Genomic DNA, 13,662 nt, shown 5'->3' with positions numbered 1-13,662 from the left:
TGACGTGTTTAAACGTGGTTAAATAGCGCGTCTTTTTTATTCTTTGAAGTTACATTTCAAAGAAAACAAAGTCAGAAGAGGAGCATTAACCAGGTAGCTACTTCGAGGAGATCAAACTCCAAAGACGGGTAGTGAGGGGGATTAATGCCGAGACGACATGTTTTTTGATGGGCATGTTGTCGGTTGTATAGGTTGAATCCTAGCAATTGTCACCAGTCATGGTGGAGAGCTTCTGGTTTATGTCATATCTTCAGGGGCCTTTGCCTGCTGTCATATCACATGCCTTGAGCTTTTATTGCAGAGAGTTCAAGGCGGTATCCGATTTCATACTTTACCTTCTTGCTCTCTGTGACGTTTTTCAAAAAGAAGGTTATCAAATGAACTGGCAAGATACGCTATCACAATTAGAGCAAGGTACTTTACGTGCCGCATTTCAAGATGAACAAGGCCAATGGCAGGCAAATACTGACGTTAAACAGGCTATTTTAGAGGTTTTCAAGGCTGGCGAGAATGTCGCGTTTGATGGACAGTTTGCCGGATTTGTCGATAAAAACAATTTACCAACACAAACATTTTTACCGTCAGATGGCGTCCGAATGGTACCTGGTGGAAGTTCGGTGAGGGCAGGAGCTCATGTGGCGAGCGGTGTTATTATTATGCCACCGGCGTATATCAATATTGGCGCATATGTCGATTCAGGTACTATGGTCGACAGTCACGCGTTAGTAGGGTCATGTGCTCAAATTGGTAAAAATGTTCACTTATCTGCAGCGGTACAAATTGGCGGTGTGCTCGAACCTATTGGAGCAAGCCCGGTTATTATTGAAGATAACGCGTTTCTTGGCGCTGGCGTTGTTGTTGTGGAAGGACGTGTTGTTAAAAAAGGTGCAGTACTTGCCCCGGGTGTAAAGTTAACGGCATCGATGCCGGTCTACGATTGTGTGCATGAGTATCAATTAGAGCGTGGTGCTCCAATTCCAGAAAATGCGATTGTTGTCCAAGGCACGCGACCCGTTACTAGCGAATGGGGAAAACAGCAGGGCCTACAAATGAGTTGTGCGCTTATCGTTAAATATCGCGACGAGAAAAGCGATGCTGCCTTGGAATTAGAGTCTTTATTAAGGTAAACCGATGAGTAATGCGACAAACCTTACCAACATTATTGGGCCAGCATTTGTAAGGGATATTGAAGATCATTACCTTAAAGCTAATAGTGAACAAGGTTACTTCATTTATCACATCGAACAATTAAGACAACATCTTGCGAGTTTACAACAGCAAGATGTTGTCAAACTTTGGTTCGCAGTCAAAGCAAATCCATTATCAAAAGTACTCAAAACCATCGCAGAGCAAGGTTTTTGCTTTGATGTTGCGAGTCAGGGTGAACTAGAGCAAGTATTAGCTCAAGGTGTTGCCCCTGAGAATATTCTGAATACCGGTCCTGCAAAATCAAAAGTACAGATCGCACGATTTATTGATCGTGGAGTTAATACGTTTGTTGTAGAGAGTATTAATCAGCTAGCGTGGCTCAATGAAGTTGCGGCTCAAAAAGATGTCGTTCCGCAGGTGTTGTTAAGAGTTCAGTTACAATGGCCCGAAGGAGATAAAAACCCACTAGGTGGAAATGAGTTGACACCTTTTGGATTAAACGTTGAGCAGTGGCAGACGATTAAGTTATCCGACTATCAAGATGTTAACGTTTGTGGGATTCATATTTTCCAGTGGGGGAATATGCTTAGCAATGCCAAGATGTATGACTTATGGTCCCAAATGGTGGAACCTTTAGTCGCGCTCTCAAAACAGCTTAACTTTGACTTAGATATATTGGATCTAGGAGGAGGCCTTGGTATTGATTACTTACAGACAGGCCAAGCGATTGATTGGTCTACGGCGATAAGCGATCTTGCTGAGATTAAAGCGAAAGCTAATGTGAAGGAAATTTGGTTAGAGTTGGGGCGTTATGCTGTTGCGCAATCTGGATATTACGTCGCGCCAATTGTTGATAAAAAAATCAATGTTGATACACAGCAATTGATACTTTCTGGCGGAATCAATCACTTGCTGCGCCCTGCGATAACGGATCAGCCATTTCCTGCTCGGTTGTTAAGAACGTCTAATGAAGATTCAACTAGTTTTCATGTCCATGGTCCGCTTTGCACGAGTATGGATAAGCTTGGCGAGTTCAAGTTGCCTAATGATGTTAATGTTGGTGATGCGTTACTCTTTGGGTTATGTGGCGCCTATGGATTTACAGAGAGCATGCCGTTCTTTTTATGCCATGAAATCGCGGCAGAATATATTTTTGAAGATTTAACCTTTGAATTGATACGTGAACCTCAGGCTCCAAGTTGGTATTTAAGGTAATATATGACAATCATTAAGAAATCCGTCCTATCAATGGGCGAAATGGCCTCTGGTGCAAAACTAACGGTACCTGTGTACTTTATTAAAGGTACTGGCGATGGACCGAGTGTTTACATTCAAGCCAACATGCATGGTGCTGAGGTTCAGGGCAACGCTGTTATTTATCAGTTGTTGGAACAACTAAAACGCCTTTCGATTAACGGTGATATAACCCTTGTACCCTATGCAAACCCTGTTGGAGCCAATCACAAGAATGGTGAGTATACATTAGGTCGTTTTGATCCCATCACAGGCGTCAATTGGAATAGAATGTATCATTATGATGAAAGTCAGATAGATCGTTTTGTTGAGACGTTAACATCAGAAGACCAAGTCGAAATTGATCTGCAGTTTCAAGCCTTGTTGCTAGATGGCATTGCCCAAAAACTGGACCATAATCAGTATGGTCTAACAACAGGTCAACGAATAGCTTATCAACTTCAAAAAATGGCTCATCAAGCAGATTTAGTGCTCGATCTTCATACTGGACCTATTTCTTCAAAGCACCTTTACTGTCCAGAATATGCGCAAGGTAGTGCAAGTTATTTTGATATTGAGCATACGATTCTTATCCCAGATAGCTTTGATGGTGCGATGGATGAAGCTACATTTTGTCCGTGGTGGCATTTATCCAAAAAGCTTGCAAGCAGAGGTATTAATTATCAACTGCGAAGAGAGAGCTTTACTGTCGAACTGGGATCTCAAGAGCTAATTGATTTGGATGTTGCGGCTCAAGATGCAAAGAGCATTTTGAGTTATTTACAATATAAGAATGTGATCGATTCGTGTGAGTTTACACCTAAGGAAATCACGAGATATGCATGCTATTTAAAGGACTACAAGGCGTTTTATTCACCGATGGGCGGAATGGTTGATTACCTGGCAACATTTGGTGATGTGCTTAAAGCGGGTGAGCCATTAGCAAGAATCCTGCGCATGGATAACTATGGAGACGGTGATGCATTGCATTACATCAGTTTAGATCATGATGTCATTCCAATTCTCCACTTTGCATCGGCGAGCGTAAATCAGGGGACTGAACTATACAAAGTTTTTAGTAAATACTTCGAATTGACTTAATTTTTATGCCATTTGACGTAAAAAGGTAAAGTTAATATTTTTTCTTGGCTTGTTTTGAGATAGTATAACATTTATATCTTAAAACAGGCTTTTTTATTTAACAATGTCGTTTGTTCGTCGTGACGTGAATGATAAATCGTCGAAGCATGTGCTCAACATCATTTTTGCTGTTGTGTTTTCGCTTGTCTGGTCGTCTATCGCTCATAGCGCTCATCTCGAAAATATAGACTTACAAAGCAAAGACGTTGATTGTAGTGTCTGTTATGTCACCAAATACACGCCAAAAATAAAGCTATCTGTTGAGCCAACTAATTCCATTTTAGTATTCATTGATCAACGCTATCAATCGATACCTACTTTCGAGAAGCAATACCTACTTAACATCCCGTTAAGAGGCCCCCCTTCTCAACATTCAAATCACTAAATACAAATTTTAAGTTCAATCAATATTGGGAGAAGAGCAATGAGCTCGCGTATTAATTCGCGTCCAAATTGGGCGCGTACGGTGCTATCAGCTGCAGTATTGTCTGCCTTTGCAGTACCAGCATTAGCTAACACTATTTCAGGTCAGATCGTAGACAAAAAAGGTCAACCTGTCGCAAACGCACTTGTCGAATTAAATGAAACTAAGACAGTTAAATCAGACAGTATGGGTAACTTTAGCTTTGATAAAGTTAGCTTAGGTCAATCTGAATTACATATTAAAGCCGAATCTTTTGGTCATGTTACGCAAAAAGTAACTGTTACTGAACAAGGTTTGAACAACTTAAATGTAACTTTATCACCAACTGTATTAGAAGTAATTGATGTTTTTGCAACGCCATTACATGCTTCTTCAATTGAATCTGCATTACCGATTAATGTATTAGCTGGTGATGAATTATCAGCTAAGCAATCAGCAACACTTGGTGAAACGTTAAAGCACGAAGTTGGTGTTCATTCATCCTATTTTGGACCTAACTCAAGTAGCCCTATCATCCGTGGCTTAGATGGCCCTCGCGTTATGATCACGCAAAATGGATTAGATGTGGGTGATGTTTCTCGAGTTGGGGCTGATCATGTCGTTTCAACGGAAACGGCTACAGCAACGCAAGTAGAAGTACTTCGTGGCCCGGCAACTCTATTCTACGGAAGTGGAGCAATCGGCGGTGTAGTCAATGTAGTTGATACGCGCGTACCGACATCAACTGAAACGCAATTCGATTATCGATATGCATACAACAGTGTATCTGATGGAAATGAAGGCTCATTCAACTTTAATACTGGATCTGGTGACTTTGCGTTTCACGCAGATGGCTTTATTCGTGATACTGATGATTACGACATCCCTACCGATGAAGAGGTATTAGCTAATAGCTCGTCGGAAGCTGATGGCTTTACAATCGGCGCGAGCTACTTACTTGATAATGGCTTTATTGGTTTCTCATATGGTGAAATGAATAATACCTATGGTATTCCTGGTCATAGCCATGGTGAAGAGCATCATGATGACGAAGACGAACACCATGATGAAGATGAGCACCATGACGAAGAAGAGCATGAAGAAGAAAGTGTTTTTGCCGACATGAAGCAAAAGCGTTTCCAAATTTTGTCTGAGTTAACATTTGATGATCAATTCATTAATCGCATGGCAGCTAAATTTGCATACACAGACTACAAACATGCTGAGCTAGAGAATGGTGAAGTTGGGACAACGTTTGAAAACGACTCTACTGAATTGAGAGTTGACTTATTTCACCGAGAAATGGATGGATTTAAAGGGGCTTGGACACTGCATTACAAAGAGTCTGACTTTGAAGCGATTGGTGAAGAGGCATTTACACCACCATCAAAAACAACAACGTGGGCATTAGCATGGTTAGAAGAAAAGCATTTAAATAATGATGTATTGCTACAACTAGGTGTTCGTGCTGAAAGCGTAGATATTGAAGCGTCGCAAGATGCTGATATTCCAAGCTTTGATTTTACACCTGTGAGTGGCTCTATTGGTTTAGTATGGGATTACCAACCAGGCTACAATTTAGGCTTTTCAATGTCTTATTCTCAGCGTGCACCGTCTGCAGCAGAGTTATACTCAAATGGCCCTCACATCGGCACAGGCACGTTCGAGGTGGGTGCGATTTACGATGTAGAGATGCATGATGATCACATCGATGTTGAGTTAAGTGGTGTTGAGCCAGAAAAAGAGACATCTAAGAATATTGATATTACATGGCGTAAATTTGAAGGTGACTTTGGTTTCGTTATTTCTGGTTTCTACAACCAAATCGACAACTATTACTACTTAGACAATACAGGCTTATTTGCCGAGTTTAGTCATGATCATGGTCACGATGAACATCATGAAGATGAAGAACATCACGACGAAGATGAGCATCATGAAGATGAAGAACACCATGATGAAGATGAGCATCATGATGAAGACGGTCATGAAGATGAGCACGGTGACGAGCTACCTGTATACGCATACCGTCAAGCCGACGTAACAATTACGGGTATTGAGTCTGAGTTTGTTTACCGAGTAAACGACTCACTTAAGACAACGGTATTTGCTGACTACATTAGAGCAACGTTTGATGACAACGTTCAAGGCAAATACTTACCACGTATTCCGCCAATGCGCGCTGGTTTGGTTCTTGATTACCAAGGTAACCAGTTTGATACTAAGTTAGCTGTTTCACACTACTTCGAGCAAGACAATGTTGCCGAACTAGAAGAAACTACGGATAGCTACACGTTGGTAGACTTGAACTTCAATTATTACATTGAAGGTGTAGGTAACGACCTAGTTATTTTTGCTAAAGGTGAAAACTTACTTGATGAAGAAGCGCGAGTGCATTCGTCGTTTATCAAAGAGGAAGCACCATTACCAGGACGCAATTTTGTCTTAGGTGTTCGTGGAAGTTTCTAATCCATAAACAATGTTAAATTACAAAGGCGCTATATAGCGCCTTTTTTATTGCCTGTAACTGCACATAAGTTTTTGAAGAAAAGTCTACTATGCTTAATAAGTAAGAAACAAAATGAGTGGTGTCGTGTTACAGTCCTATCAAAGAATTCAGCATAACTTTATCAATAACACCACTGCAACTAATTGTGTAGTAGGAATACTGGGCGGAAGCACTTCTTTATTACGTATCTATGAGCTTGGTGTTTTACCAATTCACTTTCTTCATGGCCTTTTAATTATCTCGAGCCTGGTCACCTTTCTCTTTCGTCATCGTCTGTCCTACAAAGTCAAAGTCTATTCATGCATCGGTTTTTACGCCTTAATTGGTCTTGGTGGCTTTTGGCAATTTGGCTTGGTTTCTGCGGGGTATTTGGCTTTTTCTATCGTTATTTTCCTAGTCGCTGTCGTTGCTGGCAAGAGAGCAAGTGTCTACGCGTTAATTTTGACCACACTAATTATGTGTTTTTTTGGCGGGCTTTGGCATTATGGCATTTTGAGCTCGAACATCGACTATAGCAGCTACTTAACAGCAACTAATACCTGGGTGATGTTTACTATTGTCTTCTTTACCTTTGCTCAACTGCTCTCCAATGTTATGGGGACTACGATGGAAGAGTTGCGAGAGCGCTTGGCTCTTACCTATCAACAAAAACAAGAAATTGAACATCTAGCAAATCATGATCAGTTAACTGGCTTGCCGTCCCTAAGACTTGCGGATGACCGATTAGAGATGGCGATAGCGCTGGCTAACCGGAACCAATCACGAAGTGCGCTTGTTTATCTAGATTTGGATGGTTTTAAGTCGATTAACGATGGCTTTGGGCATGCTGCAGGGGATGCTATTCTGCAACAAATTGCCCTAAGGTTTAATCAAGCTATTCGGGCAACAGATACATGTTGTAGAATTGGTGGCGATGAATTTCTTATTATTGTCCCTGATATTGCTGGTCAAACTGAACTGCAATCGCTTTGTGAAAGGATAATTGAAGCTCTTAAAACACCTTTTCAGTTTGAGCAAAAGTCACTCACTGTTGGCGTTAGTATTGGTGTCGCAATTTATCCTGACAATGCTAGCGATGCTAAAGCATTGCGACAAAGTGCTGATGAAGCCATGTTATTAGTCAAGCGCTCAGGGAAAAACAATTACCAATTTAGCTGCACACAACCTAAGGCTGTTTGAGGCGTATTCCGTTCGGCTCAAGGGTAATTTTTTCAAGCTTTAACAAGTGGCCAACGGTTGCTTTGAACGCCTTTTTACTCACACCAAACGTTTTCTGAATTAGAGCTGGCGAGCTTTTATCATGAATGTCGCAATAACCGTTGTTATCTTCAAGGTAAGCGAGTAACTGCTCTTTGAAGTCGATGACTTTACCTTTACCTGCACGAGACAATACTAAATCAACGCGGCCATCTTCACGCACCTGTTTGATATAGCCTTTCAATCGTTGACCTGTGCGTAAGGGTTTGAAAATGTCACTTTGGAAAATCAATCCCCAGTGCTGATGGTTAATGATAGCTTTGAATCCTAAATCTGTTTTTCCTGCGATAATCAGGTCAACTTGCTCACCTTGCTCGTAATCTGCCGGCCAAATATCTAAAAATTTATCGAGTTTTGTTGATGCTACGATACGCTCGGTGCGTTCATCCGTGAGTACACGTACCAAATAAAACTTTCCAACTTCCATTGGACGTTGCTGATTGTTGAATGGGACAAGCAAGTCTTTAGGTAGTCCCCAATCAAGAAACGCACCTATTTTATTGGTTTGAACAACTTTCAGGCTAGCGAACTCACCACTTTGAGCTTTTGGACGTTGAGTTGTTGCAACTAAACGATCTTGTGAATCGGCGTAAATGAACGCATCTATGCTGTCGCCAATTTGACAGTTCTCAGGCACATAGCGATTCGGTAGAAGTATTTCACCTTTCTCTCCTCCATCTAGGATTGCTCCATGAGTAATTAAGTCGATTACCGAAAGTTGATTAAATGAGCCGATCTGTGCCATGTGAAAATTCTTGAGAGCTAAAACCTTTATTTTACCTTAAATGTTGAGGCTGCGTAGAAATTATTTCGCTGTTAATGCATTTGTTTTTGCTGAGATATACTCGTGATGGCGCAAATGCAATAAATCTGCAATTTTGCGAATGATATGTTGCTCAATACTGGCCACTTCACCATCAGAATATGCCAGTTGCCAAAGTAGCTCTACGATATGGATCTTTTGGGGAATATCGCATTGTTTGTTTATTTTTGACGTAAAAAAGTAAAGGTCATTTGCTTCTTCGCTATGGCTCAAGGCTTGCTCCATGACTTCTTCGACTTGTGAAGTATCGAGATGAAAATGATTGTGGAGCATTTGTTTAACAGCAATTTCTTCAGATTCATCAATCTCATGATCGGCTCGCATAACCTCGCAAAGCAGGACTGCACAGGCAAGTTCTAAAGATACCGTTGTTTTTTCTGTGTCGTCTAAACTGGCATTCAATTCTTCGAAAAAGGATCTAATCTTCGCTAGCATATGACTCTCTTATTAAACTACATACTTAATCTATAACGTGTTTCTATTCTTTCGACTAGTTTTAGTTTTTATCAATAAAGTTAAATTCTCGCTAAGTTTTGGTAAATATCACTAATAACTGTATAGGAGAGGTTGCTAGATGATGGGGAAAAAATGAAAATGTATTATTTAATGATGAGGTTAAGTTGCTGATATGTATATTAAAAAAATATTTTTTTGTAAGGGTTAAACTTTTTCGCCATTTCGGCATACCTATTGTAATAGTCCGTTACACATTGTTGACCTTTGATTACGAATTTTAACGTAAACTTGTAATTAATAGTCACTAGAGCTTGGAAATTGAGGAAATTATCGTGACACGGAAAAAACAAATTATCGTACCTATTGTTGTTCTCGTGATGGGCGTTGGTATATACGGTGCTTTTGCAAGCATGAAAAAACCACCGGCGGAAAAACCAAAAGTAGACAACACACCTATCGTAGCAGTGACACCTGTGAATGTTGAGTCGAAACAACTTAGTGTAGATTCATATGGTGTAGTTATGCCGAAGTATGAAACGGAATTAGTTGCACAGGTCGGCGGTCAAATCGTTGAGTTATCTGATGCCTTCGTCAAAGGCGGTTTCGTAAGAAAAGGACAAATCTTAGCTAAGATCGATCCGAGTGATTATGAAGCGGCATTAATTGAAGCAGATGCAAATCTTGCTAATGCTAAAGCAGCATTAGAGCAAGAAGTTGCTCACGGTAAAGTTGCTGAAAAAGAATGGAATCGTATTACCGATACAATGCCAACTGAACTGAGTTTGCGTAAACCTCAACTCGCAAAGGAGCTTGCGCGAGTTAAAGCAGCTCAAGCAAGCGTGCTACGTGCAAAACGTAATTTAGAGCGCACAAAAATCAAAGCGCCATACGATGCGATGATTGAGAGTAGAGAAATTGGCTTAGGCGCATACGTTTCAACGGGCCGAATGGTTGGTAAATTGTTAGGAACAGACGTTGCTGAAGTTCGATTACCTGTTGCCGATAGCCAGTTAGAGTTCTTGGTTGATGGTGGCAACAAAGCCGAAGTAGTTCTTTCGGGTACATACGCTGGTAAGAAACGCCAATGGCAAGCGACTATTGCACGAAGTGAAGGTGTCATTGATTCTAACTCTGGTATGAGTTACTTAGTTGCGCAAATTAATGATCCGTACGGGTTAAAGCATAACGACAAACCTGTTCGCTTTGGATCATATGTAACTGCAGATATTCTTGGTCTAAAGGTTTCTTCTGCGACAGCTATTCCTCGTTATTTAGTCGTTGAAAACAAAGTAGCTATTTTAGATGAAGAAATGAAATTGCGATATGTTCCCGTGGAAATTGTTCGTCAAGAAGGTGCTAACGTAATCATTTCGCAAGGCTTACATCAAGGTGATCAGTTAATTACTTCTGCATTAGACTACCCAGTAGATGGTATGCAGCTTGCTCTTCCTAAGCACTTGATTGAAGAAGATAGTGAAGTGGAAGGTGATACTCAAATAGCAAGTATCAAGGAGTAAGTCATGGATCCGACAAGAAAAGGCTTAATTGCTTGGTTTGCGCGCAACAGTGTTGCCGCAAACTTATTGATGGTGTTTATCCTAGTCGGTGGTTTACTTACCGCAAATACAATCAGTAAACAAATGTTCCCTCAATTCAAGATCAACTGGCTTGAGTTTAGTGCAGTATATCCAGGCGCTGCACCACAGGAAGTTGAAGAAGGCATTACCATAAAAATTGAGGAAGCACTAGAGACTGTTCAAGGTCTAGAGCGAGTGATTACTTACTCAAATCGAAATTATTCGAGCGGTTATTTTCGAGTAGACGATGATTATGATCCACAAGTTGTTTTAGAAGAAGTTAAGTCGCAAATTGATTCTATCTCTTCTTTTCCTGATGGCATGGAACGTCCAACGGTTGAGCGCATCAAGTATCGTCAAGAAGTCATGTGGTTGAGCCTATATGGCGATTTGTCACCACGTGAACTAAAAGTTCTTGGTAAGAAAATCCATGATGAAATTCAACAGTTACCATTGATAAATGTATCTGAGTTTTATTCGGGTTTAGGTTACGAAATTTCAATAGAAGTCAGCAAAGACAAGTTACGTGAATACAATTTGAGTTTTCCTGATGTTGCACGAGCTGTAAGGGGTTACTCTCGTAATATGTCTGCGGGCCAAATTCGCAGTGCTAATGGCTATATTAGTCTACGTGTAGAGAACCAAGCATACCGTGGTCATGAGTTTGAGCAGATTCCACTGATCACACTTCAGGACGGGACTAAAGTATTACTTGGTGAAGTAGCTACAGTGATTGATGGCTTCCAAGAAGGGTTACATTATCAAAAATTCAACGGCAAAAACGCTGTTACCTTCTTTATTGGTGCGGCAGAAGACCAAGATATTACAGCGGTTGCACGTGTAATTAATCAATTTGTTGAAGAAAAGCAAAAAGTCTTACCTGAAGGTGTGAGTATTGAGCCATGGGTTGATTTGACCTACTACCTTGAAGGTCGTCTAGATATGATGCTAGACAACATGAAAAGTGGTGCGGTGTTAGTATTCTTAATGCTTGCATTGTTTTTACGTATTCGATTGGCGTTCTGGGTAATGATGGGATTACCAGTATGTTTCTTGGGTACATTACTTGTTATGCCGCTTGAATTTGTCAATGTGACGATAAATATCACGAGCTTATTCGCCTTTATTCTTGTATTAGGTATCGTTGTTGATGACGCTATTGTTATGGGTGAAAGCGCTCATGCTGAGATAGAAGAATCAGGTCATAGTGCTGAGAGTGTCATAAAGGGTGTGCAACGTGTTGCAATGCCAGCAACATTTGGCGTACTAACCACAATAGCTGCGTTTGTACCCTTGGTACTGGGTGATGGCCCAGGGTCAGCATGGAGTCAATCTATCGGCTTTGTTGTTATTTTTTGTTTGTTGTTTTCACTTGTTGAATCAAAGCTAATTCTTCCTGCTCATTTGATCTCAATGAAAGTAAAACCTATCAATCCGAAAAACCCATTAGACAGAGCTCGAATGGCTGTTGATAACGGGATGAAGCATGTTATTGAAAATTTCTATCGCCCTTCGCTTAAGGTATTTCTAAACTACCGATACGGCGTAATGATGTTTTTCATTAGTATTCTAATTATTGCTGCAGGTATGTTTGAAGGTGGTGTTGTTCGCTTTATCGGTCAACCTAAAGTCCCTCATGACTTTCCGAGAGTTGAAATTCAAATGAATACGGATACTGCTGAACAAGCAACGTTAGATACGTTACTAACGATCGAGCGCATCTTGTATAAGGTTGATGAAGATATTAAGGCTGAATACGGTAAAGGTATGATTTCCGATATGGATGTGAGCCTACGTAGCCGAACTCGCGGTAATATCATGGTGAAGTTAGTAGAGCCTGAAGAGCGTCCTCTTAATACTTTTGAATTGGCGGATAAATGGCGTACGGCAATTCCGACATTACCGGGTGTTAAAGAGTTTAGAATTGATGACAATTTATTTGGTGGCGATCGTGAAGACGGTGATATTGGGTTTAGACTTGAAAGTCAAAGCGACGAGCAACTTCTTGCCGCTGCTAAAGAGCTGAAAGCTAAATTAAATAGCCTGAAAGGTGTTGGCGATGTCAATGATAGTCGCCAAACAAGCGCCAAAGAAGTTCAATTTACGCTGAAACCGCTTGCTTATTCGATGGGCTTAACGTTATCTGATATCGCATCACAAGTTAGCTATAGTTTCTATGGTTTAGAAGCACAACGTATTCTTCGTGATAGTGAAGAAGTGAAAGTGATGATTCGTTATCCACTAGAGCAACGTAGCGCTGTTGGCCATGTTGAAGACGTAATGATTCAAGCGCCAAATGGTGCTGAGCTACCACTGTCACAGTTAGCTGATATTGTGTTAACTGATGGTGTAACACGTATTCGCCGTGAAAATGGTAATCGCACAATTAATGTTTGGGCGAAGGTAGATGCAGAGCAAGTAGAGCCTTACAAAGTAGCAAATGACATTCGTGAGAATTTTGTACCAGAGCTACTGCGTAAATACCCATTAGTGAAAAGTGAAGTCTCTGGCCGAATCCAAGAAGAGATGGAAGGTCAAGCAAAACAAATGCGTGACTTCGTATTGTCATTAATGGTTATCTTTACTTTATTAGCAATTCCATTGAAGTCATACTCACAGCCATTAATGATTATGACGGTTATTCCATTTGGTATTGTTGGAGCCATGATTGGTCACATGATATTGGGCCTAGACTTAAACGTCTTATCTATGTTCGGAATTATTGCTGCCGCAGGTGTAGTAATAAATGACTCTTTGGTAATGGTCGATTATGTCAATAAGACAAGAGCACAAGGCGTGTCATTATACGATGCAGTAGTGTGGTCTGGTTGTAAGCGTTTTAGAGCGATCATGTTAACCTCATTTACGACATTTATCGGCTTAGTACCTATTATGTTAGAGACGAGCATGCAGGCTAAGATGGTAATCCCAATGGCTGTTTCGTTAGGGTTTGGTGTGTTGTTCGCGACCGTGGTAACACTGGTGATGATCCCTTCACTTTATCTAGTCATTGAAGATATCAAGAATCTGAGAAGACGTAGAAAGAAGCAACCGCAAACTGAGGTTGGAGTGAGCGATGAGCCACAAATAGCGACAAAAACAATGTCATAAGAAA

10 protein-coding genes and 1 riboswitch are annotated in these 13,662 nt (G+C 40.8%); of the genes, 8 read left to right on the top strand and 2 right to left on the bottom strand.

Annotated elements, in window-relative coordinates; genetic code table 11:
- Positions 1-67: 67 nt before the first annotated feature.
- A riboswitch (Lysine riboswitch) is annotated at positions 68-240 on the top strand.
- Positions 241-377: 137 nt separating this feature from the next.
- The 6 genes from QQK05_RS16940 (at position 378) to QQK05_RS16915 (ending at position 7,613) form a co-directional block, all read left to right on the top strand.
- Positions 378-1,127, top strand: a complete 750-nt coding sequence (locus QQK05_RS16940; protein ID WP_284300843.1) for a 2,3,4,5-tetrahydropyridine-2,6-dicarboxylate N-succinyltransferase — start codon at positions 378-380, stop codon at positions 1,125-1,127.
- 4 nt (positions 1,128-1,131) lie between these two features.
- A complete protein-coding gene (locus QQK05_RS16935) occupies positions 1,132-2,364 on the top strand; it encodes a PLP-dependent decarboxylase (protein WP_284300841.1) in 1,233 nt (410 codons plus the stop codon).
- Between the two features lie 3 nt (positions 2,365-2,367).
- A complete protein-coding gene (locus QQK05_RS16930) occupies positions 2,368-3,483 on the top strand; it encodes a succinylglutamate desuccinylase/aspartoacylase family protein (protein WP_284300839.1) in 1,116 nt (371 codons plus the stop codon).
- 103 nt (positions 3,484-3,586) lie between these two features.
- Positions 3,587-3,907, top strand: coding sequence for a hypothetical protein (locus QQK05_RS16925; RefSeq protein ID WP_284300837.1), 321 nt, complete (start codon positions 3,587-3,589; stop codon positions 3,905-3,907).
- A gap of 39 nt (positions 3,908-3,946) precedes the next feature.
- Positions 3,947-6,394 carry a TonB-dependent receptor gene (locus tag QQK05_RS16920; RefSeq protein WP_284300835.1) on the top strand — a complete coding sequence of 816 codons (2,448 nt, stop codon included), beginning with the start codon at positions 3,947-3,949 and terminating at the stop codon, positions 6,392-6,394.
- Positions 6,395-6,506: 112 nt separating this feature from the next.
- Positions 6,507-7,613 carry a diguanylate cyclase domain-containing protein gene (locus tag QQK05_RS16915; protein WP_284300833.1) on the top strand — a complete coding sequence of 369 codons (1,107 nt, stop codon included), beginning with the start codon at positions 6,507-6,509 and terminating at the stop codon, positions 7,611-7,613.
- Here QQK05_RS16915 and QQK05_RS16910 read toward each other — a convergent pair.
- Positions 7,600-8,436: a CvfB family protein gene (locus QQK05_RS16910; protein WP_284300830.1), complete on the bottom strand. Its 837-nt coding sequence runs from the start codon at positions 8,434-8,436 to the stop codon at positions 7,600-7,602. The two genes, QQK05_RS16915 and QQK05_RS16910, sit on opposite strands and share 14 nt — an antisense overlap.
- 60 nt (positions 8,437-8,496) lie before the next feature.
- On the bottom strand, positions 8,497-8,949 hold the full coding sequence (locus QQK05_RS16905) for a tellurite resistance TerB family protein (RefSeq protein ID WP_284300828.1): 453 nt from the start codon (positions 8,947-8,949) through the stop codon (positions 8,497-8,499).
- Between the two features lie 353 nt (positions 8,950-9,302).
- Here QQK05_RS16905 and QQK05_RS16900 point away from each other — a divergent pair, with 353 nt between their 5' ends.
- Entirely contained in the window at positions 9,303-10,487 is a 1,185-nt protein-coding gene (locus QQK05_RS16900; protein WP_284300826.1) for an efflux RND transporter periplasmic adaptor subunit, read from the top strand.
- A 3-nt stretch (positions 10,488-10,490) separates the two neighbouring features.
- Positions 10,491-13,658 carry an efflux RND transporter permease subunit gene (locus QQK05_RS16895; protein WP_284300825.1) on the top strand — a complete coding sequence of 1,056 codons (3,168 nt, stop codon included), beginning with the start codon at positions 10,491-10,493 and terminating at the stop codon, positions 13,656-13,658.
- Positions 13,659-13,662 lie beyond the last annotated feature (4 nt).

Origin of the sequence: Thalassotalea loyana, assembly GCF_030161435.1 — a bacterium.
In the GTDB taxonomy this organism is placed as follows: Bacteria; Pseudomonadota; Gammaproteobacteria; order Enterobacterales; family Alteromonadaceae; genus Thalassotalea_G; species Thalassotalea_G loyana.
This window is presented reverse-complemented; position numbering and strand designations above follow the sequence as displayed.